The organism is Nonomuraea sp. B19D2 (genome assembly GCF_040137845.1).
In the GTDB taxonomy this organism is placed as follows: domain Bacteria; phylum Actinomycetota; class Actinomycetes; order Streptosporangiales; family Streptosporangiaceae; genus Nonomuraea.
Genome location: NZ_JBEFAK010000012.1, coordinates 1 through 21,385, shown reverse-complemented (window position 1 = coordinate 21,385; position 21,385 = coordinate 1). Strand labels below are relative to the sequence as shown.

Annotated in this window: 19 protein-coding genes, 3 tRNA genes and 1 pseudogene; 18 read left to right on the top strand and 5 right to left on the bottom strand. The window is 69.3% G+C overall.

Features of this window, described 5'->3' with window-relative positions; all coding sequences use genetic code 11:
• The first annotated feature begins 132 nt into the window (after positions 1-132).
• Positions 133-1,287: an ROK family transcriptional regulator gene (locus tag ABN273_RS22675; RefSeq protein WP_349450954.1), complete on the top strand. Its 1,155-nt coding sequence runs from the start codon at positions 133-135 to the stop codon at positions 1,285-1,287.
• A gap of 93 nt (positions 1,288-1,380) precedes the next feature.
• Here ABN273_RS22675 and ABN273_RS22670 read toward each other — a convergent pair whose 3' ends face one another.
• On the bottom strand, positions 1,381-2,283 hold the full coding sequence (locus ABN273_RS22670) for a helix-turn-helix domain-containing protein (protein ID WP_349450953.1): 903 nt from the start codon (positions 2,281-2,283) through the stop codon (positions 1,381-1,383).
• Between the two features lie 41 nt (positions 2,284-2,324).
• On the opposite strand from ABN273_RS22670, the gene ABN273_RS22665 reads away from it, so the two are divergent.
• The gene (locus ABN273_RS22665; RefSeq protein WP_349450952.1) at positions 2,325-3,104 is read left to right on the top strand and encodes a phytanoyl-CoA dioxygenase family protein; all 780 of its coding nucleotides are present in this window, start codon (positions 2,325-2,327) and stop codon (positions 3,102-3,104) included.
• 43 nt (positions 3,105-3,147) lie between these two features.
• Here ABN273_RS22665 and dusB read toward each other — a convergent pair whose 3' ends face one another.
• Together dusB and ABN273_RS22655 are read right to left on the bottom strand one after the other, a co-directional pair.
• The gene (gene dusB, locus ABN273_RS22660) at positions 3,148-4,260 is read right to left on the bottom strand and encodes a tRNA dihydrouridine synthase DusB (RefSeq protein ID WP_349450951.1); all 1,113 of its coding nucleotides are present in this window, start codon (positions 4,258-4,260) and stop codon (positions 3,148-3,150) included.
• Positions 4,261-4,322: 62 nt separating this feature from the next.
• Positions 4,323-4,922 carry a TIGR03086 family metal-binding protein gene (locus ABN273_RS22655; protein WP_349451189.1) on the bottom strand — a complete coding sequence of 200 codons (600 nt, stop codon included), beginning with the start codon at positions 4,920-4,922 and terminating at the stop codon, positions 4,323-4,325.
• 67 nt (positions 4,923-4,989) lie between these two features.
• Between ABN273_RS22655 and ABN273_RS22650 the strand changes: the two genes are divergently transcribed.
• The 9 genes and pseudogenes from ABN273_RS22650 (at position 4,990) to ABN273_RS59545 (ending at position 9,435) form a co-directional block, all read left to right on the top strand.
• Complete coding sequence (locus ABN273_RS22650; RefSeq protein WP_349450950.1) at positions 4,990-5,181, top strand: hypothetical protein; 192 nt, start codon at positions 4,990-4,992, stop codon at positions 5,179-5,181.
• A 140-nt stretch (positions 5,182-5,321) separates the two neighbouring features.
• Complete coding sequence (locus ABN273_RS22645; protein ID WP_349450949.1) at positions 5,322-5,879, top strand: hypothetical protein; 558 nt, start codon at positions 5,322-5,324, stop codon at positions 5,877-5,879.
• 205 nt (positions 5,880-6,084) lie between these two features.
• On the top strand, positions 6,085-6,720 hold the full coding sequence (locus tag ABN273_RS22640) for an ACT domain-containing protein (protein ID WP_349450948.1): 636 nt from the start codon (positions 6,085-6,087) through the stop codon (positions 6,718-6,720).
• A gap of 85 nt (positions 6,721-6,805) precedes the next feature.
• Positions 6,806-6,877 (top strand) — tRNA-Gly (locus tag ABN273_RS22635).
• A 16-nt stretch (positions 6,878-6,893) separates the two neighbouring features.
• Positions 6,894-6,967 (top strand) — tRNA-Cys (locus ABN273_RS22630).
• Position 6,968: 1 nt separating this feature from the next.
• Positions 6,969-7,043: transfer RNA gene (locus tag ABN273_RS22625), tRNA-Val, on the top strand.
• Positions 7,044-7,247: 204 nt separating this feature from the next.
• A pseudogene (locus ABN273_RS22620) lies at positions 7,248-7,646 on the top strand (IS30 family transposase); the annotation flags it as partial.
• Between the two features lie 154 nt (positions 7,647-7,800).
• Positions 7,801-8,775: a hypothetical protein gene (locus ABN273_RS22615; RefSeq protein WP_349450947.1), complete on the top strand. Its 975-nt coding sequence runs from the start codon at positions 7,801-7,803 to the stop codon at positions 8,773-8,775.
• Between the two features lie 129 nt (positions 8,776-8,904).
• Complete coding sequence (locus ABN273_RS59545; protein ID WP_502911113.1) at positions 8,905-9,435, top strand: DUF6879 family protein; 531 nt, start codon at positions 8,905-8,907, stop codon at positions 9,433-9,435.
• Between the two features lie 140 nt (positions 9,436-9,575).
• Here ABN273_RS59545 and ABN273_RS22610 read toward each other — a convergent pair whose 3' ends face one another.
• Positions 9,576-10,649 (bottom strand): hypothetical protein, encoded by a 1,074-nt coding sequence (locus ABN273_RS22610; protein WP_349450946.1) that lies wholly within the window; start codon positions 10,647-10,649, stop codon positions 9,576-9,578.
• Positions 10,650-10,831: 182 nt separating this feature from the next.
• Here ABN273_RS22610 and ABN273_RS22605 point away from each other — a divergent pair, with 182 nt between their 5' ends.
• The 3 genes from ABN273_RS22605 to ABN273_RS22595 all read left to right on the top strand — a co-directional run bounded on the left by ABN273_RS22605 (position 10,832) and on the right by ABN273_RS22595 (position 15,836).
• Positions 10,832-13,123 carry a WD40 repeat domain-containing protein gene (locus tag ABN273_RS22605; RefSeq protein WP_349450945.1) on the top strand — a complete coding sequence of 764 codons (2,292 nt, stop codon included), beginning with the start codon at positions 10,832-10,834 and terminating at the stop codon, positions 13,121-13,123.
• Positions 13,124-13,307: 184 nt separating this feature from the next.
• Positions 13,308-14,498 (top strand): cytochrome P450 family protein, encoded by a 1,191-nt coding sequence (locus tag ABN273_RS22600; protein ID WP_349450944.1) that lies wholly within the window; start codon positions 13,308-13,310, stop codon positions 14,496-14,498.
• A 324-nt stretch (positions 14,499-14,822) separates the two neighbouring features.
• Positions 14,823-15,836, top strand: a complete 1,014-nt coding sequence (locus tag ABN273_RS22595; protein WP_502911112.1) for a LacI family DNA-binding transcriptional regulator — start codon at positions 14,823-14,825, stop codon at positions 15,834-15,836.
• Positions 15,837-15,846: 10 nt separating this feature from the next.
• On the opposite strand, the gene arfA is transcribed toward ABN273_RS22595, so the two are convergent.
• Positions 15,847-17,337, bottom strand: coding sequence for an arabinosylfuranosidase ArfA (gene arfA, locus ABN273_RS22590; RefSeq protein WP_349450943.1), 1,491 nt, complete (start codon positions 17,335-17,337; stop codon positions 15,847-15,849).
• 241 nt (positions 17,338-17,578) lie between these two features.
• Between arfA and ABN273_RS22585 the strand changes: the two genes are divergently transcribed.
• The 4 genes from ABN273_RS22585 to tnpA all read left to right on the top strand — a co-directional run bounded on the left by ABN273_RS22585 (position 17,579) and on the right by tnpA (position 21,276).
• Positions 17,579-18,910, top strand: coding sequence for an extracellular solute-binding protein (locus ABN273_RS22585; RefSeq protein ID WP_349450941.1), 1,332 nt, complete (start codon positions 17,579-17,581; stop codon positions 18,908-18,910).
• Positions 18,910-19,830, top strand: a complete 921-nt coding sequence (locus ABN273_RS22580; RefSeq protein WP_502911117.1) for a carbohydrate ABC transporter permease — start codon at positions 18,910-18,912, stop codon at positions 19,828-19,830. Before ABN273_RS22585 ends, ABN273_RS22580 begins: the two co-directional genes overlap by 1 nt.
• The gene (locus ABN273_RS22575) at positions 19,827-20,660 is read left to right on the top strand and encodes a carbohydrate ABC transporter permease (RefSeq protein ID WP_349450939.1); all 834 of its coding nucleotides are present in this window, start codon (positions 19,827-19,829) and stop codon (positions 20,658-20,660) included. Before ABN273_RS22580 ends, ABN273_RS22575 begins: the two co-directional genes overlap by 4 nt.
• A gap of 184 nt (positions 20,661-20,844) precedes the next feature.
• Positions 20,845-21,276, top strand: coding sequence for an IS200/IS605 family transposase (tnpA, locus tag ABN273_RS22570; RefSeq protein WP_349450938.1), 432 nt, complete (start codon positions 20,845-20,847; stop codon positions 21,274-21,276).
• The last annotated feature ends 109 nt before the right edge of the window (positions 21,277-21,385 follow it).

Here is a 21,385-nt window from a genome sequence, read left to right as displayed (position 1 = left end):
ATTAGTAGCACCGGCGCTCGCACGGGTCAATGACCCTCTTTTCCCGCTATAACGGGAGGTGTGCAGGAGGCGTACACCGGCCGATCGCTGGCATAATCTGTGGTTACATAGGAGACCTACTTAAGGACGGCGATGGCGGACGTTCGCGGCGGCGACCTGTCCCGGCTGCGGCAGCTCAACTCGCTGACGGCCATCCGGGAGCTGCGCAGGGCGGGTCCGCTCACCCTGTCGGCGCTCGCCGAGCGGACCGGCCTGTCCAGGCCGTCCATGAAGGAGGTCACCGACGAGCTCATGGAGCTCGGCTGGGTGGAGGAGGTGCCGCCGAGCCCCGGCACCATGGGCCGGCCGGCCCGCCGCTACCGCTTCCGCGCCGACAGCGGCTACCTGGTCGGGGTGGACATAGGGGGTCACAACATCCGCGCCGCCCTGTCCGACCTGGACGGCGAGATCCTCGCGGAGACCCGGCAGCCGGTGCTCCCCGACGCCCCGATCGAGGAGCGGCTGGCGGCGATCGAGCGGGCCGTCTCCGGATGCCTGGCGCTCAGCCGTACGTCGGTCTCCGACGTGTGGACGATCTCGGTGGGCACCGTCGGCGTGATCGACGTCGAGGGACGCGTCATCTACTCGGCCGCCGTGCCCGCCTGGCGCGACCTCGACCTCGCGGGCAAGATGCGGGAGATGTTCCCCTGCCAGGTGCTCATCGAGAACGACAGCCGCCTGGCCGCCATGGCCGAGACCAGGCGCGGGGTGGCCAAGGGCGCCCGGGACGTGGTGTTCCTGCACGTGGGCCGGCGCATGGGAGCCGGCCTGATCATCGGCGGGAAGGTGCACCGAGGGTTCGGCGCGGCGGCCGGGGAGATCTCCATGCTGCCCGAGGCCCGCTGGTTCGACGCTCCTGAGCACCTCAACACCTGCCCGTCCGTCCCCGCGGGCACCGCGCCCGAGGACGCGGCCGGGTTCACGCTCGCCGCCGCGCGGAACGGGGATCCGGCGGCCATCGCCGCCGTCCAGCGGTACGTGGACGACCTCGCGGTGGGCACGGCCGCGATGGTGCTCATCCTGGATCCGCAGATGGTGGTGCTGGGCGGCGGGTTCTCGCGCTCGGCGGACGTGCTGCTCGGACCGCTGCGGGAACGGCTGGAGCGCACGTGCATGCGCATGCCGGACGTACGCGCGTCCACGCTCGGCGACGAGTGCGTGGTGGTGGGGGCCATCGACTACGCGGTCGACCACCTGGACGACCAGCTCTTCACTCCCGACAAGGGCCCCCTCCCCGTCACCCGCTGACCCGCCCCATGAGCGCGCCGCCGAGGCACGTCGTCCGGCGACCGGCACGCAGGATGGCAGGGCGCGGGCAGCCATCGGCGCGCGTTTCCCGGGTCAGGATTGCGGGCGGAGGCGGGCGCGGTAGTCGCGGGGCGGCAGGCCGTACTCGCGCTTGAACGCCCGGCTGAAGTGGAACGGGCTGACGAAGCCGCAGGCCGCCGCCACCTGCCCCACGTCCAGGTCCGTCACCTCGAGCAGGCTGGCCGCGTGCCGTACCCGCGCCGCACGCACGGCCTGCATCGGGGTGCGCCCGGTCTCGGCGGCGAACAGGTGGGCGAAGCGGGACGGCGAGAGCGCGACCGCGCGGGCGAGCGAGGCGACCGAGTGCGGCGCTCCGGGCTCGGCGGCGATGAGCGCGAGCGCCCGGCCCACCCGCTCGTCACCCTCGTCGGACCGGCGCGCCGCTTCGGGCCGCGCGGAGGCGGTGGCGAGCACGAGCACCTCTTCCACGGCGCCCAGCACCAGCTCCCTGGCCGCCCCCGCAACGACGACCGCCGGCACCCGCACGTCAGTGGGAACGGGCGCGCCGGTGGGCAAGGGCGCGTCGGGCACCCACCGCGCGTCCTGGAGCGCCCGCTCGAACGCCAGGCCGATCCGCCCGTGCACGCCCGCCGGCACGCCCCCGACCAGATGGCCCCCATCTCCACGCGCATAGGGCGCCAGCCAGGCCGCCCACGGTGGCCGGGGCTGGAAGTGCACCCACCAGAAGCGCCACCGTTCCTCCCCCGCCAGCACCCTGTAGTACTGGGACACCCCAGACCCCAGCACCACCAGATCCCCGCCCCGGGCCGCGAACGACGCCCCGCCCTGCTCCACGAGCCCCGCTCCCGCCTCGGTCCACAGCAGCAGCCAGCTCGGCGACCCGGTGGGGCGGCGCGTGGCGTAGCCGGGGGCCTTGTCGTAGTGGCCCACGATCGTCAGCTCGGCAGCAGGAACAGACAGGTCCTCAGCGGTCACAGGCATACCGTTCCACGATCCCGCTCCTTAGCGTGAGACACATGAGGCTCAACGACTTCCACGATCAGGGGTACATGCTGGTGCCCGGTCTGCTCGCTCCTGAAGAGGTTGCCGAGCTGCGCGACGAGTTCATGGCGCTGCACGCCCAGGGGCCGATCCCTGGCCATTTCTCCCCTAAGCCGCAGGAACCCGGGCAGCCGTACGACATCCTCCGCGACTACCCGCGGATCATGCACCCGCATCAGGTGAACGACCTGGCCCTGCGCTACCTGCTCGACACGCGCATCGCCGCGATACTCCGCGACATCCTGGGCGAGGAGCCGATAGCAGCCCAGAGCATGTTCTACTTCAAGCCGCCGGGCGCCAGGGGCCAGGCGCTGCACCAGGACAACTTCTACCTCCGGGTCGAACCGGGCACGTGCGTGGCCGCGTGGGTGGCGCTCGACCGGGTGGACCGGGCGAACGGCGGTCTCGAGGTCGTGCCGGGCACGCACCTGATGGACCTGTTCTGCCCGGAGGAGGCCGACCAGGACATCTCGTTCACCCGCGAGTACGTCCCGCCGCCGCCCGGCCTGGAGCGGGTGCCCGTCGACATGAACCCCGGCGACGTGCTCTTCTTCAACGGCAGCCTGGTGCACGGCTCGGAGCCGAACAGCACGGCCGACCGCTTCCGGCGCAGCTTCATCTGCCACTACGTCGGGCGCTCGGCCGAGCGGATCGCCGAGTACTACCCGACGCTCACGATGTCGGGCGAGCCCGTCCGGCTGGAGCCGGCCGTGGGCGGCGGCCCCTGCGGCACCGAAGCCACCGGCCCCCACTGACAGCCGCTCACCCCTCGGAACGCTCAGCTACCCTCGGGGGCGCTCAGCCACCCGAGATGTCGGACTCGGCATCACTGTCTGGGATCGGGCAGTCCCAGGGATCGTCCAGCCACCCGTCCGGCAGAAGCACCTTGGACCGCTCCCCCGACTTCCCTCGTGGCGTGTCGGTGTTCGGCGGCCACGGCTGATCGTGCTCCAGCTTCGCCAGCCCTTCGCGCAGCCCGTCGAGCGACTCGGCCGTGGCCAGCTCCCGCCGCAGTTCGCTCCCGACCGTGAACCCCTTCAGATACCACCCGACATGCTTGCGGAAGTCGGCGACGGCGTACCGCTCGATGTCGAAGCACTCGGTCAGCCCTTCGGCGTGCCTGGCCATCACCTCGGCGACCTCGCCGAGCGTCGGCCGGGCCCGCTCGGGGCTGCCGTTGAACGCGTTCTCCAGGTCCTTGAACAACCACGGCCGCCCCAGGCACCCCCGCCCGACGACCACGCCGTCGCACCCCGTACGCGCCACCATCCGCAGGGCGTCGTCGGCGCACCAGATGTCGCCGTTCCCCAGCACGGGGATGTCCGGCACGGCCTCCTTCAGCCGGGCGACGGCCGCCCAGTCGGCCACACCCCCGTAATGCTGCTTGGCGGTGCGCGCGTGCAGCGCGACCGCCGCGACCCCCTCCTCGGCCGCGATCCGCCCGGCGTCGAGATACGTCAGATGATCGTCGTCGATCCCCTTGCGCATCTTCATCGTCACGGGCAACGACCCCGCGTTGGCGACCGCCTCCCGCAGGATCCGCCGCAGCAGATTCCTCTTGTACGGCAGCGCGGACCCGCCGCCGCGCCTGGTCACCTTGGGCACGGGGCAGCCGAAGTTGAGATCGATGTGATCGGCCAGGTCCTCCTCGGCGATCATCCTGACCGCCCGCCCCACGATGCCTGGGTCCACCCCGTACAGCTGGATGCTCCTGGGCCGCTCCGACTCCGCGAACCTGATCATCCGCAGCGTCTTGGGATTGCGCTCGACCAGCCCGCGCGTCGTGATCATCTCGCACACGAACAGCCCCGCGCCCTGCTCCCTGCACAACACGCGGAACGGCGCGTTCGTGATGCCCGCCATCGGCGCGAGCACCACCGGCGGCCATACCTCAATCGGCCCAATCTTCACTCGCTCAGTTGTAGCGCAGGTCAGTCCGTAACGGGTATTCGCGGACAGGCCCATTGAAGCACTTAGTCGGATTCGGGCCAGGTCGGCGAACGGCCCAGGATGGCGACGATCTCATCCAGACGCGCCCCGCCTGGCCACGAGAGCGCCGGCGCGAAAGCCGCCCCGGGTGCGAAACGCGCCTTACCGTCGGGTACGGCCTTCGCCACAGCGAGGGCCACGTCCAGCAGGTCCGGCGGGAACTTGACCTCGGCACCCAGTGCCTTGGCGAGATCCCAGGAGTGCACCACGTAGTCGATGAAGTGAAAGCTGATCGCCTGCGCCCCGGGGAAGGCACTGCCGCTTGTGAACTCGGGCAGCGGGAACATGCGCTCCAGCACGCCGTCGGCGGCGAAGGCCGCCATGACGTGTTCGGCCGAGGCCCGGTAGCCCGCCACGGGGTCGTCGCCGAGAGAACGCAGCTTCCACCGGGCGAGATCGCCGTCTCCCCTGGACGCCGCAGCGAAACCGTAGTGCTGCGTGGCCATGTGCGCGAGCAGCCCGTACACGGTCCATCCGACACACGGCGTCGGACGGGACAGGTCCGCCGGCCGCACTCGATCCGCCAACTCGACGCTGACGCGGACGGCCAGCGCGTCGAGTGCGACGAGGTCGGCCTCTGCCATCACCCGCGAACCGGACCCTCACGACCGCCGCGCGCGGATCCTCACGATCACCGCCAAGGGCCGCGAGGTGCGCAGATCGGTGCGGGCCGAGATCCAGGCCAACGAGGAGCACCTGCTCACACGCCTCCCCGAGGCCGACCGCCACGGCTTCCTCCGCGCCCTGCAGGCGCTCTACCAGCTACCTCGCGAACGGATCACCGAGAAGTCTCCGCTTGACCGGCGACCCGCTCAGCGATCGACCACGGCTCACGAGCGCTGATCTTCCGCCACTACCCCAAACGGACATCCACGAGCGGGGCCACGAACCACCGCTCGCGCACCTCTCGGCCTGAGGGATCAGCCGTGCCGGCCCGACAGGCACGGCCGCCCGGTGTCGGCTCGTGTCGATAGGGTGCCGCCGTGGCCGACATTCACGAACTCATGGTCGCGATGGACCTGCGTGGCGACCTGTCCGAGACCGAACTTGCCGAGTTGCGCTGGCACCTGGGCCTCGGTCCGCGGCCCGAGCACATCACCGAGGAGACGATCGTCGTCAATGAGGTGCTCGACCTGCTGCGCGACGAGCAGGAGCCGGTGCAGGATGAGCACGGCGACTGGGTGATCAAGGAGTTCCCGGAACCGGCGTGGGGCGACGGGTCGCCGTACGCGGCTTCGAAGATCACCGGCGCCGGCTTCTCCATCCTGGTTCGCGGGGCTGACCACGGCGACGAACGCTGGGCGCTGACCTGCCGATGGGAGATCCACCCCGACGGGCACGCCGAGGTGGCCGAGCTGATCGACTGGCTGGCCGCCAGGCTCCACAAGAACCAGTCCTTTTTCGGCTACCAGCGGTGGTACGAGGATGATGAGCCGGAGCTGCTCAGCCTCCGAGACGGGAGGGTCGTGACGTGTCGCGACGGCACATTCGCCCCGCCATTCTGGGATGAATCCGACCCGGACTGGCACGCTGAGGGCTGAACCTGTTGGGGCATTCGAAGCTGCAGCTGCTTGGGACCGCTGACGGGCACCTCCGTACAGCCGGCACTGGAGCGGCGTCGCCCTGCCGACATGCCCACGCACCCCATCCCACCCCCGGTGGGGAACAATCCCAGCCACCGCGCCTGGCAGAGGATCGTTAAGCTGATCAGAGACGCTGTTGTCCGGATCGTCGTTGGGGGGACGGATGCTTCTTCGCGTGCGCTTGGCGCTGCCCGACAGACCGGGTTCCCTGGCACAGGTGACCAAGGTTCTGGGCGCGGCGGGAGCCGATATCACGCAGGTGACCGTGCTCGACCGGGGCGCGGGCACGGCCGTCGACGACATCACGATCTTCTTCCCGGAGAGCATGCCCAGGCAGTCGCTGATCAAGAGTTTGGAGACCGTCGACGGCGTGGCGGTCGAGGGGGTCTGGACCACCAGGGAAGCGCCGGGCACGTACCCTGAGCTGGAGATCCTCAAATACATCACCACGGCGGGCGACCGGGCTCTCACCACGCTCGTCGACTCGCTCCCCGTCCTCTTCAGCGCCGACTGGGCCGCCACGACGTCCGGCGAACGCGTGGTCTACGCGAGCTGGCGCGCCCCCAAAGACCTGGTGGTCCCGCAGGAGACACCGTCCCGCCCGACGGCCGTCACCCTCGAGGAGGGTCTCCACCTCATCCACGCCCCCCTGCCGCCCCTGGCCCTCTCCCTCATCCTGGCCCGCTCGGAGGGCCCGGCCTTCCACCGCATCGAGGTCCACCGCCTCACCCGCATCCTGGAGATCTTCCTCAGCCTGCCCGCCACGGAGCGCAGCGTGGCCCGCCAGCTCCGCAAGTAGGGCACTCCGCAACCTGCCGTGGACCGCTGAACGCGGCCCACGGTGAGCATCTGGTCGGCAAACGCGCTAGAGTTATCGAGGCAACGCGGAAGTGGCTCAGTGGTAGAGCATCACCTTGCCAAGGTGAGGGTCGCGGGTTCGAATCCCGTCTTCCGCTCGGAGAGGTTCGACTCGGTGGAGTGGCCGAGAGGCGAGGCAGCGGCCTGCAAAGCCGTCCACACGGGTTCAAATCCCGTCTCCACCTCCAAGGACGATTAGCTCAGCGGGAGAGCGCTTCCCTGACACGGAAGAGGTCACTGGTTCAATCCCAGTATCGTCCACCAGGCTCCATAGCAAATCAGGTCTGACCTGGTCAAACAGGAGTTAAAGCCCCAGCTCGCGGCACATGCCGGGAGTCTGGGGCTTCTTGTTGTTCCCGATCGATCATGGTTGCTGTCAGCACCTGTGCTGACCGTGATGCCCCACGATTCGGCGGCCTCTCTTGACGGCCCCCGACCACCCTTCAGGCCGGCAGGTGTGCAAGTCCGCGCAGCACCCGCTACGTGATGCTCGTCCACCTGCCCCTCGACCGCAGCGCCGAGCGCATGCGCGACGCCTTGGTGGCGGCCATGGCCACGCTGCCCGCCCATCTCAAGCGATCCTTGACCTGGGACCAGGGCAGCAAGATGGGCCGCCACCACGAGTTCACCATCGCCACCGACGTGCCCGTCTACTTCTGCGACCCGGCCAGCTCCTGGCAGCGCGGCTCGAACGAGAACGCCAACGGGCTGCTGCGCCAGTACTTCCCCAAGAGCACGGACCTGTCCGTCCGTACCCGCCAGGACCTCGACGCCGTCGCCGACGGACTGAACTCCCGACCTCGCAAGACGCTCGACTGGGACACCCCGGCTGAACGCCTCGCAGAGCTCTTGGCAACCTGCGCCTGACCGAGAGTCTCCGGAACCCAACGTGTGGAGGGTGCTTTAGCCCAGATGGACACGGTCGGCCACGAGCGGCTCCGCCCGGACGTAGGCATCGCCCGATGCGCGGAGCGCCGGCGCTCGGCTTGAACCGATCACCACATGCGATCATCGAACCGTTATGGGCAAACTGACATGGTTTCCACTGCCGTGCGGGCTCGTCGTGATCGTCGTCAACTTCTTCGCCGTCCGCGATGTGAACGGGCGCCTTCCCACCGCCCCCGTCGAGGCCAACGAGCACGTGGCGCCCCAGGCGATCGACGCCTTCATCCCCTTCGCCCAAGGACGCATCGCCCTGCTCGGGGCCTTCTTCATCGTCGCCACCCTCCTGTTCGGCCTCGTCGAGTTCGGATTGAGCCGCCGACCCGCGGGCCTCGCGTTCGGGACGGGCTTGCTGAACGTCGCCTACGCAGCCGCGATGCCGGTCATCTACGTCCTGAACCCGGTCACCGGCTACGACGAGCAGTTTCCCGACCCGGCGGGCGGATACGCCACGATGCCCTTCGACATGGGCCCGCTGTCGCCGCCGTGGTACCTGCCGCTGCTCGGCTGGATCCTCGCCACCGCCGCGATCGCCCAGCTTCTAGCGGTGTACGGCGTCGTGCTCCGCGACGCTGTCCTTCTTCCCCCCTGGAGCGCGTGGCTCCTCCTGCTCCCGTTGGCGTTCCTTTTGGCCTTCGCCGCGGCCAACCTCGTGTCCGACCGGATCGCCCGCGCCACAGCCCCTGCCGGGTCCTTCTGGGAGGCCGACTACGCGCTGGAACTCATGTTCGAGGTATGCGCCTTCGCCGTCGTGCCCGCCGCCGCTCTGGCTCTGCACGGGATCCTCCTGCGCAGGCGCGGCCTTCGCCCGCGTTCACTGCTGATCGTCGGCGTCTTCACGGGTGTCTACCTGTTGACGTTGTTGCTCGTGGCTTGGGGCAACCTGCTGATGTACATGGACGAGCAGTCTGGCTTCTCCGAGCACCTCCCCGGCTGGCGGGAGGAGGTCACCACCGGTATCCTCGGCGTCGCCGCCCTTGTCCAACTCACCACCCTCCCGCTGCTGGCCCGGCTCGGCACAACCCAGATGACCGGCGCCGAGCCTGGCGGGTAGAGCCTGCAGGGCCGGACAGTGTGATCGAGTTGGACCTGCCCGGTTGTGAGCTGAAGTGCTGATCAGGCCGCTTCGGCTGAGTCGGGCTGATGCTTGGTCCAGGCCCGGGCGCCCTCTGGGTGAGCTTCAATGATCACATCGCGGCGGGCGTTCATCAGCCAGGAAATGGAGTCCGGGTGGCCCGGGTTCGAAGACCACCCCCTAACGCCGTGGACTTGCCGGTGCCCGACATCGCGTGACCAAGCTCTTCGCTACCAGCCGAGACTACCGGACCGGCCTGATCTCGGTCGGCTTCATACCACCCACGTTGGAGATCCGCCGGCTTCCGGCTATGGGTTTCCGTATCCCCGCAACTCGGGCAATACGGAAACCCAGTCGGCTCGCTATGCTGGCCGACGCCAGCAAGTGACGTTGGATGAGTTGCTCCGGCGCTGTACGCGCTCAGCGGTGCACCTGGAGATGCGGGACGGCCACGGCTACTCAAGCCCTGGCTATCGTGCGTGGCGGGAGGGCTTGCCCTTCGATCGCACCGACTTCGACGCTCCCTGGGCCAGCCTGACCAAGGAGACGATCGGCCGAGGCGTCGTGGTACGCCGTACCCGCATCGTCTCGGAGCCCGGGACCCCTGGGCCACGATCTACCGAAGGTCGGCCGCCTTGATGTTGAGAGCCCGGTAGATCTCAGTGGCCGTACCGCCCTCAGATCCGGCCTCACGAACGAAGCTCTCGGCCTTGCCTGCAAGGCGGGCCTCCTCCGAAGCCTCGGCCTCGGGAAGGACGCAAGGTGCTGCAGGGTCCTCTTCAGGGAAGGTTGCGGAAGACGCCTGAAGCTCTGCCGATCACTCCGGTGGCCAGGAGCGGGCCGCCGGGGACGGCCGACAGCGAGGTCAGTTCGCCGCCGGACGGGACCCTGGTCCAGTGGCCGGAGGAGTCGCGGTGGGCGAGGGCGGAGTCGTAACCGTTGATGTCGGTGGAGCCGAGAAACCAGTGGCCGCCCCTGGCGTCGGGGACGGGTGGGAGGTTGCGGACCATGCGTCCGGCCTTCGCGGAGGTGTCCTCGCTGCGCCAGCCGGAACCGGTCTGGGAGAGCAGGAACGACGACGCCCCGATCTCCCCCGTGATCCAGATGCCGGACGGGTCGGCGGTGATGGCGGTCAGCCGAGGGCCGGCCGGGTCGGGTGGGGAATCGTCGGACGGGGGCGGTGCCGTCGGTAGTGCCGGGGTCAGGTCGACTCGGGTCCAGGCCTTGCCGTCGAAATGGTGCACCCAGGGGGCGTCGCCGTCGAGGGCCCAGATGTCGGAGGCAGAGCGGGCGCTGACGCGGAAGGCGCGGAAGGAGACGCTCTGTTCCGACCAGGTGGCGCCGTTGTAGTGCCAGGTCATGTGGTCGCCGAAGACCCACACGTCGTTGTCAGCGGTGACGGCGAGACTCTCGGCCGTAACGGGCAGCTTCCGGACGATCGTCCAGGCGTGTCCGTCCCAGCGCAGGACGGCGGTGCCGCCCTCGTCGCCGGCCAGGGCCCACACGTTGGAGGGGGCGGACGCGGCGACCGCGCCGATGCTGCCGCGTTTTACCGGGAAGTCGCTTTTCGTCCAGCGGTCGCCGTCCCAGTGGAAGACCGTGGGGCGATGCGGGCCGTCGGCCATCGGCAGCCAGGCGCCGATGCCGAGGATGTCCCAGCCGAAGGCCCAGGCCTCGTGCTCTCCGGTGGCGATGACCTGTCCGTAGGTGACCGACGGCTGGGCGGCCACCAGTTTCCACCTGTCGTTGCCGTCGTCCCAAGGGGCCGTCCACCAGAACCAGAGGCCGGCGACGGCTGCGGCGGCGGCTGCCCACCCGAGCCACAGGCCGGTGGCGGCCAGCTTGAGAAACATGATTGAAGCGTATGAAGGCCGCCAGAACGGCGCATGAGCATTCGTACTCAGCTGGACGGACGTAGGGCCCAGAGGCGTTCGTGGCGATGGGGTGGGGTCGTTCCTGGGGAGCCGGCGCGGCGGCGCCTGATCGGTAATCGGATGTACTCAGGGTGCTCGGGTCTGCTATCAAGATCATCGAGATGGATGGGTACAGGGAAGACGCCGATCTGGCGCTGAGCGACTGTGCGTACCTGGTCATGGCCGACCCGGCGGAGGTGATTCCGCTGCTGGGCCGGGCGCAGAGCCCGCGGGCGCGGCTGGCGGCGGCCGTCTACCGGCTGTCGTTGACGTGGCATCGCGACGAAGCCCCGGAGGTGCGGCGGCAGATATTGAGCCTGGATGCGGCTCGGCTCGGCGACGGGGAGCTGGCGAGGTGTTTTGCCGAGGTGTCCGTCGCGGGGGCGGCGTGGCCAGAGTGGACGCCGAGGTGGGCGACCGGCAACGGGGCCGGCCAGCGCCGGCTCCTGGCGATCCCGGCGCATGAGGATGGCGCCGGAGCGGTGGCCTGCACGCTGCTGGACGGGCGGCCGGTAGCGGTGACCGGTGGCGACGACGCGCTGGTGCGCGTGTGGGATCTGACGACGGGCTCGGCCGTCGGTGACTCGTTCGCCGGGCACGAGGCCGTCGTGAAGGCCGTGGCGTGCGCCGAACTGGACGGCCGCCCCGTGATCGCCAGTTTGGACGCTCACGGCGATGTGTGGGTCTGGGACCTGGTCACTCGCGAACCCGTCCAGGCGATGTCGACGCGTGGCTTCCACTCGTGCTTGCTACTGGTGCCGGCTTGTCTCGACGGTCGCCTGGTCGTGGTCACCGGCAGCCGGAGGGGCGCGCAGGTGTGGGACGTGGCCACCGGGGAGCGGATCGGGCGGCCGATGGCCGGGCACACCGGAGGCGATATGGAGGCGATGGCGTGCACCACGCTGGACGGACGGATCGTGCTGGTGACGGCGGGGGAACAGGGCCTGGTTTGGGACCTGGCCACCAGTGAACGCATCGGTGAGCTGATCCTGCCCGGTTACCCCCGCGAGCGCACCATGACCACGGTGGCGTGCACGGACCTGGACGGCCAGCCGGTGGCGGTCGCCGCTTGCGCGGGTGGGGAGGTGCTGCTCTGGGACCTGGCCGGACATGCCTTGATCGGGGCGCCGCTGGGCGGGCACACCGGTGGGGCCCGGGACATCGCGTGCGCCGATCTGGACGGGCGCCGCGTGGCCCTGGTCGGCGACTGGAACGGCACCGTCCGGGTGTGGGACCTGGCGGCAGGGGAACTGCTCGCACAGCCGGTAGGCCGGCCGTCGTCGGGCTTCGATTATGTGCGCGCGCTTGCCTGCGCTGTCGTCGACGGGCGTCCGGTGGTGGTGACATGCGGCTACGAGGGATGGGTACGGGCCTGGGTCGTGGGCGCCCACGAGCCGGCCGGACAGCCGGTCGTCGGACACACCATGGACGTGCACGCCGTGGCCCCGGCCGAGATCGGCGGTCGCGCCGTCGTGATGTCCGGCGGCTCCGACCATGCCGAGGAGGACGGCGACCTTTGGGAGGAGTACGCCCGGCTGTGGGACCTGGCCACCGGGAAACCGATCGGCGGGCCGATGATCTGGCTCCCCACCGGTGACAGCCGTGAAGAGGACGTGGCCGCCCTCACCTACCTGCATCTGGACGGCCGCGACCTTGCGGTCGCGGGCATAGACCGGTCGGTGTGCCTTTGGGATCTGGGCGCGGGCGAGTTGGTCGGCAGCCCGATGGTGCACACCACCCAGCCTGGGCGGTTCTCCATGGACCAAGTGGAGTGCACCTGGGTGGACGGCCGCCCGATCGCGATCTCGCTCTGCAACGGCGACCTTCGGGTTTGGGACCTGCGCAGCTGCGAGCCGTTCGACGCGCCCGCCCCCGGCAGCGGTTGGGTACACGGAGTGGCATGCACCGTGCTGAACGGGCGCGCCGTCGTGGTGACCAGCGCCTGGACCCGCGACAACGACCTCGGCGAGCGCGAGGACGCCGTACAGGTCTGGGATCTGGCCACCGGAGAGCCCATCGGTACGCCGATGACCGGCCACACCGATACCGTCCACGCGGTGGCATGCGCCGAGGTGGACGGCCGTCCCATCGCGGTGACCGGCAGCGATGACGGCACGGTACGCAGATGGGATCTGGCCGCCCAGCGCCGGCTGGGCACCCCGATGGTCGGGCATGGCGGAGAAGCGGTCCGATTGGTGGCCTGCACGGAACTCGACGGCCGGCCGGTTGCCGTATCCGGCGGACCGGACACCGTGCAGGCGTGGGACTTGCGCACCGGAGAGCGGTTCGGACCCGTCCTGCGCTTCCCCTGCTACGTCGACAACCTCACGACGACGCCGCGGGGCCAGATGCTGGTCACGTTCGGCTCCGATATCGCCATGTTGACCCGCTCACCACGAGCAGCCGCACGCTGAGCACGTCGCCAGGTTGATTGCGGTAACACAGCGCGTGAGCGCTATGTAACCATTACGTTACTGATCACTTGCGCGTGTTGTTTTGGAGATCACAACAGATATTTGATTGGGGCGCTCGTCGCTTAGCGGTCCTCCTCCACACTAAGGGCATCAAATGACAGCAACCCTTCCTTCCTTCCCCGCTGTGGACGAATACCCCCTCGACACCTGCATCCGGCTTCGGGAGATCGCGCCCGTGGTCCAGGTCGAGTTTCCCGGTGGTGTGCCCGCGTACCTGGCCCTGACCCACAACGCCGTACGGGAGATCCTCGCCGGGGACAACACGACCTTCCTCAGGGATCCCAAGCACTGGCCCGCCCTGTACGACGGGTCGATCCCCGAAGACTGGCCGCTGCGTGCCATCGTTCAGGGCGGTCACCTGGCCACCAAGGACGGCGGCGACCACAGGCGGCTGCGCGGCCTGGTCGGCAAGGCGTTCACGCCGGCCCGCGTACGCGCTCTGGAGCCGCGGATCCAGCAGATGATCGATGGCTTGCTGGATGAGGTGGTGGCCGCAGGTGACGGCGTCGACCTGGTTCCCGCCTTCACCGAGGCGGTGCCGATGTGGGTGATCTGCGAGCTGTTCGGCGTGCCCGCCGAGGACCGGCTCCGGCTGCGCAACTGGACCTCCACGCTGCTGGCGCACACCACTCCGCCGGAGGTTGCGTTCGAGACGCAGAACAATCTTCAGGCCTACCTGTACGCACTGGCGGAACGCAAGCAGCGGGAGCCGGGCGACGACCTCACCTCCGGCCTCGTTCAGGCTCGTGACGAGGGCGACAAGCTCACCACCGACGAACTGGTCGGCGTGCTGTGGTTGATGCTGGTCGCCGGCCACGAGACCACCGTCCATCTCCTCGGGCACGCCATCGTGGCGCTGGCTCAGAACCCGGACCAGCTCGAGCTGGCCAAGGCCGAGGACCGGTGGGACGACGTGGTCGAGGAGACCCTGCGTTACCGCCACTCGGTGATGATGACCAGCTTCCGGTTCACCGCGGAGGACGTGACCATCGCGGGGGTGCACATCCCCAAGGGCAACGCGGTCGGCGTGGTCTACCAGTCGACCGGCATCGACCCGGAGGAGTACGGCGACACCGCGGACCAGTTCGACATCACCAGGAAGCAGACCGGGCACCTCGGGTTCGGCCACGGCCCGCGGTACTGCATCGGCGCGCCGCTGGCCCGGCTGGAGAGCCGGCTGGCGCTCGAGTCGCTGTATCGGCGGCTGCCTGAGCTCAGATTGGCGATCGACCCGGGGGACATCCCCTACTCCCCGTCGTTCTTCACGATCGGCCCGCTGTCCTTGCCGGTCAGCCTGGGTTCCGTGCGGCCCTGACCTGCCGCCGTCGATCCCGGCAGCCCGCAGCTGCCGGGATCGGTCTGCGCGCGGGGAGCGCGAGGGGGCGGGCTCCAGCAGGCCCACCGGGCAATCGCGCAACGGGCGGGTGATGGCGAGCGGAGCGAGCGAGGGTTTCCGGGGGGTCGAGGGGGGCGTGAGCCCCCTGGGGAGCGCTGTCTGGAATCTCGTGCGCGAAGCGCCTATTCATGGAAGGCCTTGCTTTTCTTCCTGGAGCTTTCCGGGAACGCCTCGGGGAGTGATATTGGTTCGCGCGTTCCGGGACTTTGGCTGTTAGCGTTATCGGGGAGGGGGTGAGCCTCGGTGAGATCCAGGGACGGCAGGCCCGCGGTGCTCATGGACGTCGCCGTACTCGCCGGCGTTTCCGCCATGACCGTCTCGCGTGTGCTCAACGCGCCCGACCGGGTGAGGGCCGAGACCAGGGCCCGGGTGCTGGCCGCCGTGCGCGAGCTCGACTACCGGCCCAACCAGGCCGCGCGGCAGCTCGTCACCGGGCGGTCCGGGGTGCTGGGCGTCGTCAGCATCGACACCACCCTGTACGGCCCCGCCTCCACGCTCTACTGCATCGAGCAGGCCGCCAGGAACGCCGGGTTCAATGTGAGCATCGCCAGCCTGCCCTCGCTCAACCGCAGGTCGATGGAGGAGGGCGTGGAACGGCTGCGCGCCCAGGCCGTCGACGGCGTGATCATCGTGGCGCCGCATGAGTCGGCCGCCGACGGGCTGCGGCATCTGCCGCCGGAGATGCCCGTGGTCGCGGTCGATGCCGGTGACGACATCCCCGTGCCCGTGGCCAAGGTCGACCAGCGGGCCGGGGCCGTACGGGCGACCAGACACCTGCTCAACCTCGGCCACCGGACCGTGTGGCACGTGGCGGGGCCGGCCGACTGGCTCGACGCCAACGGCCGCATCGAGGGGTGGCGCGACGTGCTGGAGTCCGCGGACCGGCCGGTGCCCGAGGTGCTGCGTGGCGACTGGAGCTCGCGCTCCGGCTACCAGCTCGGGCAGCGGCTGGCCCAGGAATCCCAGGTCACCGCCGTGTTCGTGGCCAACGACCAGATGGCGCTCGGCGTGCTGCGCGCCCTGCGCGAGGCCGGGCGGCGCGTGCCCGAGGACGTGAGCGTGGCCGGGTTCGACGACATCCCCGAGTCGGCCTACTTCTGGCCGCCGCTGACGACCGTACGGCAGGACTTCGGCGAGGTCGGCAGGCACGCCTTCCACCTGCTGCTCGACCGGATGGCGGGCACCGAGCCCGACCGGCGGCGGCTGGTCGAGCCCGAGCTTGTGGTGCGGGAGAGCACCGCCCCCGCCTCGAGCTAGCCCGCCGCGGTCAGGCCAGTCGGATCACGTTCCAGGAGACCGGGGGCAGGAGCACGCGGGCCGGATCGTGCTCCACGTCCGTGTTCGGCCTGGGCGCGACCCGGTCCGGGTCGTCAGCCGTGTTCCGGGCGTACACGTCCGGGTGCGTCAGGGTGGTGGCCTCCACGATGCGCGCGCCCCCGAGCGCCCGGGCGTCGATCTCCAGGGAGAGCGGCCCGTCGGTCGAGCGGTTGACCGCGAACAGCGTCGTGCCCTCCGCCGAGTGCGTGGCCACCGCGTGCACCAGCGGCACGTCTCCATAGTCCGCCGTCTCGTACGTCGGGCTCACCGGCTCCACCCGCAGCACGTCGCCGGCGGCGAGCCGGGACGCCTGCGCGAACGGGTGGAAGGTGGTCTGCCTCCAGGCCCGCCCGCCGGGCTCCGTCATGATGGGCGCGATCACGTTCACCAGCTGCGCCAGCGACGCGGCGGTCACCCGGTCGCTGTTGCGCAGCAGGGTGATCAGCAGCCCGCCGAAGGCGACGGCGTCTGCCAGGTGGTAGTGGTCCTCCAGCAGGCGCGGCGCGACCGGCCAGTCGGCGGGCGGCTCGGCGTTCTGGAAGCGCGACAGGTACCAGACGTTCCACTCGTCGAAGGAGATGTTGATGCGCTTGCGCGACTTCAGCCGGGCCCCGACGTGGTCGGCGGTGGCCACGACCGAGCGGATGAAGTACTCCATGTTGGTCGAGCAGGCCAGGAAGCTGCCGAGGTCGCCGTTCTTCTCCTCGTAGTACGCGTGGCAGGAGATGAAGTCCACCAGGTCGTACGTCTCCTCCAGCACCTCGGCCTCCCACGTGCCGAAGGTCGGCATCGACGAGCTCGAGCTGCCGCAGGCGACCAGCTCCAGCGACGAGTCCACCATGCGCATGGCGCGGGCGGTCTCGGCGGCGAGCCGGCCGTACTCGCGGGCGGTCTTGTGCCCGGTCTGCCAGGGGCCGTCCATCTCGTTGCCCAGGCACCACATCCTGATCCCATGCGGCTCCTTGGAGCCGTTGGCGACGCGCAGCTCGGACAGCGCGGTGCCGGACGGGTGGTTGCAGTATTCCAGCACGTCGAGCGCCGCCTCGATGCCGCGGGTGCCGAGGTTGATGGCCATCATGGGCTCGACGCCGGCCTTGCGGCACCAGCGTACGAACTCGTCCACGCCGACCTCGTTCGGCTCGGTGCTGTGCCAGGCCAGGTCCAGGCGGCGGGGGCGGTTCTCCCTGGGACCGATGCCGTCCTCCCACCGGTAGCCGGAGACGAAGTTGCCGCCCGGGTAGCGGACCGTGGACACCCCCAGCTCCCTCGTCAGGTCGAGCACGTCGCCGCGGAAGCCGTCGCCGTCGGCCGAGGGGTGGCCCGGCTCGTAGATGCCGGTGTAGACGCAGCGCCCGAGGTGTTCGACGAACGTGCCGAAGGTGCGCCGGCTGACCGGGGCGACCTTGAAAGCGGGATCGAGCGTGAGCTTGGCGTGGTGCACGGAGGGGTCTCCTGGGTTTCGCGGGCGTTACGTGATCCAGATTGTTAGCGATAACAAGCTGGCCGGTCAAGGGCGAACCACCAGGTCGGCCGAGCGGCGAAAGGTCTTGACAGGCGGTTTGTTACCGCTAACACTCCGGGTAACCCCGACGCAACACATGCCCGGACTCAAGCGAGAGCTCCGCACAAGCTCCCGGCCCTCGACAACCTGCCCCAGCGATGGCTCGTAGGAAGAGGCCACCGTGCAAGATCCCCCGGAAATCTCCCGCCGGCTCCTCCTCGGCGGCGCCCTCGCACTCGCCGGCGCCGCCGCCACCGGATGCGCCATTCCGATGGGACTGGGCTCGTCCCAGACCCGTGTCAAGTACTGGCACTTTCTCGGCGCGAGCGACGGGATCATCATGAACAAGATGGTCCAGGCGTTCGCCACGGACAATCCCGACATCTTCGTCGAGGAGAACGTGCTCGCCTGGGGCGAGCCGTACTACACGAAGATCGCGATGGCCGGCTCCGGCGGCCGCTCACCCGACCTGGCCACCTTCCACCTGGCCCGGCTGGCCGGGATCGGCGCCGGGGAGATCCTCGACCCGATCAACGTGAAGCTGCTGGAGGAGAGCGGCCTGAGCGCCGCCGACTTCAGCCCGCCGATCTGGGAGCGCGCCCACCTCGACGGGGTGCTGTACGCGATCCCGTTCGACGCCCACCCGATGGTGCAGTACTACAACACCGACATCTGCGGCAAGGCGGGACTGCTCGGCCCCGACGGCAAGCTGAAGCCCACCAAGGGCACCGACGAACTGCTGGACCAGCTGCGCAAGGCCAAGGACGCCATGGGCGGCAAGCCGCCGCTCAACTTCGACGACCTCGGCCTCGGGACGGTCGGCCCGTGGCGGGCGTGGTGGACGCTCTACTCGCAGAGCGGCGGCGCCCTGCTGTCCCCCGACAACACGCAGATCGCCATCGACGACGCCAAGGCCCACGAAACGCTGCGGTTCATGCAGCAACTCGGCAAGGACGGGCTGCTGGACACCCGCACCGACTACGGCGCCTCCGTGGCCAACTTCACCAACGGCCAGGCCGCCTTCCTGTGGAACGGCGACTGGGAGACCACAGGACTGAAGGAACGCAAGACGCCGTTCAGCATGACGCGCTTCCCCGACGTCTTCGGCAGCGGCGCGGCGCAGGCCGACTGCCACTCGTTCGTGCTGCCGCACCAGCGCAACCGCGATCCCGAGGTCGAGCGGGCCACGTACCGGTTCATCGCCTACCTCGTCAAGAACAGCGCCGACTGGGCGGTCGCCGGGCACGTGCCCGCGTACCTGCCCGCCCTTCAAGAACCCGAGTACCTCGCGCTGGAGCCCCAGTCCGAGTACCGCTCGGTCATCACCGAGGTCGCGCTCGACCCGCAGGTGTGGTTCGCCGGCTCGGCCTCGCGGCTGTGGATCGAGTTCGGCCAGGCGTTCTCCCCGGTCATCAGCGGCGAGCAGACGCCGGAGGAGGGCCTGGCCACCGCCAAGGCCGCGCTGAGCCGGCTGCTGTCCGCCCCGAACCCCTTCCCCGACCAGGAGCGATGATGAGCACCACCATCGCCGCCCCCGCGGCCGCCGCCCCCGTCACCGAGGTCAAGGTCAAGCGCCGCTGGACGCAGCACGGGCTGTTGTTCGTCGCGCCCTTCCTGCTGATCTACGTGGTCTTCCTGGTCTGGCCGGTCCTGCTGGGCCTGCGGATGAGCCTGTCGAGCGTCAACATCGCGGGCGCCAACGACCGCCTCGTCGGGTTCGACAACTACGCCGAGGCGTTCGCCGACCCGCGCATGTGGCACTCGCTGTGGAACACGGTGGTCTTCACCGTGCTGAGCACGATCCCGCTGGTCATCCTGGGCCTGGCGTTCGCGCTGCTGGTGCACAACCTGCGGTTCGTGCAGTGGCTGTGGCGGCTGTCGTTCTTCGGGCCGTTCCTGCTGCCGTCGGCCGTGGTGTCGATCCTCTGGCTGCAGATGATCTACCCGCCCGAGTACGGCCTGATCAACGGCACGCTGGGCACCGACTTCACCTGGCTCACCGACCCGTCGACCGCCATGTGGTCGGTGGTGCTGACCACGGTCTGGTGGACGGTCGGCTTCAACTTCCTGCTCTACCTGGCCGCCCTCCAGTCGATCCCGGAGCACTTGTACGAGGCCGCCGCCATCGACGGGGCCTCGGCCTGGCACAAGCTGCGCTCCATCACCCTGCCGTTGCTCGGCCGCACGACCGCGCTGATCGTGGTGCTGCAGCTGCTGGCCTCGCTGAAGGTCTTCGACCAGATCTACCTCATGACCAGCGGCGGCCCCCAGGACTCCACCAGATCGATCATCGAGTACGCCTACGACATGGGCTTCACCGGCTACCGCATCGGTTACGCGTCGGCCGTCTCGTACATCCTGTTCGTCCTGATCGTCATCGTCTCCCTGGGCCAGCTCCGGCTGTTCCGCAAGCGGGCGGAGGTCTCGTCATGACCAAGCGGTTCAGCCCCGGCCAGCTCGTCCTGCTGGTGATCGCCCTGGCGCTGGCGGTCGTCTGGCTCGCCCCGATCCTGTGGGCCGTGGCCACCTCGCTCAAGCCGGAGTCCGAGACCACGAAGATCCCGCTGCAGTGGTTCGGCAGCGAGCTCACCCTGGACGCGTACCGGCTGGTCCTGGGCACGGGCGGCATCGTCAAGTGGGCGATCAACTCGACCGTGACCGCGGTGGTCGTCACGTTCATGACCGTGCTGTTCTCGGCGATGGCGGCGTACGGGTTCGCGCGCACGCAGTTCAGGGGGCAGCGCGCGCTGCTGGCGGTGATCCTGGCCGGGATCATGGTGCCGCCGCAGGTGCTGATGGCCCCGCTGTTCGCGGAGATGGTGGCGTTCGGCCTGGTCGACACCTGGTGGTCGATCATCCTGCCGCAGGTGGCCGCGCCACTGGTCGTGTACATCCTGTTCAAGTTCTTCCAGGACGTGCCGCCCGAGCTGGAGCAGGCGGCCTTCGTGGACGGGGCCGGGCGCTGGCGGGTGTTCTTCACGATCGTGCTGCCGCTGTCGCGTCCCGTGCTGGCCGCGGTGTCGATCTACACGTTCATCACGACCTGGAACAACTTCCTCTGGCCGTTCCTCGTCTCCACCGACCCGAACACGATGACGCTGCCCGTGGGGCTGGCCAACGTGGTGCAGGGGACGTTCGGGCTGCGGTACGCGCAGATCATGGCCTCGGTGATACTGGCGGGGCTGCCGCTGCTGGTGATTTTCGTGCTCTTCCAGCGGCAGATCATTCGCGGCGTGGCGCACACGGGCCTCGCCGGGCAGTAGTGGATGTTTATGTGAAATAGGCGCTCTTTACCTTCAGGTCGAAGGCAGGGGACCGCTCCCTTCAGGGGGCGGGGGAATGGCGGGCGGGAAGGCGTTCTAGCGCCTGAGCGTGCCTTGTACCGCAGGCCCGTGCGGGTTCCGGCGAACACGGGTGCTATAAGAACGTCATCGTTATACTGATCGTGTGTCTCGTCAGGTGCGCACTTCCCCCGGCGCTGCCTACGACTTGGGCTACCACGTGGTGTGGTGCCCCAAGTATCGGCGGCCGGTCCTGGGCGGCCGGGTCAAGACCCGGCTGGAGGAACTGCTGCGCGCCAAGGCCGCTGAGCACGATTGGGAGATCATCGCCTTGGAGGTGATGCCCGACTACGTGCATCTGCTGGTCAAGCCGCATCCGAAGGACTCCCCGTCGTACGTGGCCAACCAGTTCAAGGGCTATACCTCCCGCCACTTGCGGGCCGAGTTCGGTCACCTGCGCTCCCGGCTGCCGACGTTGTGGTCGCGCTCGTACTTTGTGGCGAGTGTGGGCGCGGTCAGCGCGGTCACGGTCCAGCGGTACATCGAGACCCAGTACGAGCGTGTCCCCAAGGCCAAGAGCGGGGGCGAGGGTGCGTAGGTCGTTCAAGTTCCTGCTGGTGCGCCACGAGGCGCTGGATTGTCGAGTGAGGTGAAAGACCTGCACCGTTGGGTCGTCGCAGCGGCCCGATAGAAGCTGGGGGCAGTCT

What these genes read in the sequence shown, in the direction of transcription:
- ABN273_RS22675 (WP_349450954.1), top strand. Translation starts at nt 133, where the DNA reads ATGGCGGACGTTCGCGGCGGCGACCTGTCCCGGCTGCGGCAGCTCAAC.
- ABN273_RS22665 (WP_349450952.1), top strand. Translation starts at nt 2,325, where the DNA reads ATGAGGCTCAACGACTTCCACGATCAGGGGTACATGCTGGTGCCCGGT.
- ABN273_RS22655 (WP_349451189.1), bottom strand. Translation starts at nt 4,922, where the DNA reads ATGGCAGAGGCCGACCTCGTCGCACTCGACGCGCTGGCCGTCCGCGTC.
- ABN273_RS22640 (WP_349450948.1), top strand. Translation starts at nt 6,085, where the DNA reads ATGCTTCTTCGCGTGCGCTTGGCGCTGCCCGACAGACCGGGTTCCCTG.
- ABN273_RS22615 (WP_349450947.1), top strand. Translation starts at nt 7,801, where the DNA reads ATGGGCAAACTGACATGGTTTCCACTGCCGTGCGGGCTCGTCGTGATC.
- ABN273_RS59545 (WP_502911113.1), top strand. Translation starts at nt 8,905, where the DNA reads ATGATCACATCGCGGCGGGCGTTCATCAGCCAGGAAATGGAGTCCGGG.
- ABN273_RS22610 (WP_349450946.1), bottom strand. Translation starts at nt 10,649, where the DNA reads ATGTTTCTCAAGCTGGCCGCCACCGGCCTGTGGCTCGGGTGGGCAGCC.
- ABN273_RS22605 (WP_349450945.1), top strand. Translation starts at nt 10,832, where the DNA reads ATGGATGGGTACAGGGAAGACGCCGATCTGGCGCTGAGCGACTGTGCG.
- ABN273_RS22580 (WP_502911117.1), top strand. Translation starts at nt 18,910, where the DNA reads ATGAGCACCACCATCGCCGCCCCCGCGGCCGCCGCCCCCGTCACCGAG.
- ABN273_RS22575 (WP_349450939.1), top strand. Translation starts at nt 19,827, where the DNA reads ATGACCAAGCGGTTCAGCCCCGGCCAGCTCGTCCTGCTGGTGATCGCC.